Source organism: Candidatus Symbiopectobacterium sp. NZEC135 (assembly GCF_025962695.1).
In genome coordinates this window covers 1-603 of sequence record NZ_JAGFPF010001308.1, presented here as the reverse complement: position 1 = coordinate 603, position 603 = coordinate 1, and the positions used below count along the sequence as shown (strand labels likewise).

Sequence of the window (603 nt, the reverse complement as noted above, 5' to 3'; positions counted from 1 at the left end):
GCCTTTCTCGCCCCAAGTGCAGCGCTGCTGGATAACGTCTACCAGACGCCGGGTGGCGTCGACCCGGCGCTGAGTCTGCGCTGCCCCGACTGTCGCCGCACGCACACCGCCGCTCAGCAAAACACGCCGGGCATCAACCAGATTAACCATCCTGGCATTACCTACCGGACGTTGCCCCCTCATCTCTGCGAGAAGCACCATGATTGACGACATTACACAGGTTGAAAGCCTGTTTAATCAACAACTCACCGCCGGTTTCTCCTTCGAAACGCGCATTAACAAATGGGGCGTCGTCAGCGCCTGGAGCCGTCTGGCTGACACGGAACAACTGTTACCCGCCGCGCTTGCCATCAAGCAGTTGGGCGGAAGGCTGCATACCATCAGTGCTTATCAGCGCCTGGGCGGCGAACCGACCGACATCCACGAGATTGCCTACCATTTTGACCTTGATGGCTCAACGCTGACCCTGACGGTGTTTCTTGCCGCAGGCCAGCGCGATGTGCCGTCACTGACGCCGGTGTTCTGTAACGCCGACTGGAATGAGCGAGAATTTATGGAACTGTACGATCTGAATGCGGTGGGCCATCCCAATCCCACCCGACT

1 protein-coding gene and 1 pseudogene are annotated in these 603 nt (G+C 58.7%); both read left to right on the top strand.

Annotated elements, in window-relative coordinates; all coding sequences use genetic code 11:
• Nucleotides 1-207: pseudogene (locus J5224_RS33990) on the top strand (4Fe-4S ferredoxin); the annotation flags it as partial.
• The coding region (locus tag J5224_RS33985; protein WP_264629262.1) for an NADH-quinone oxidoreductase subunit C at nt 200-603 on the top strand (404 nt) is incomplete at its 3' end. The pseudogene J5224_RS33990 and the gene J5224_RS33985, both read left to right, overlap by 8 nt.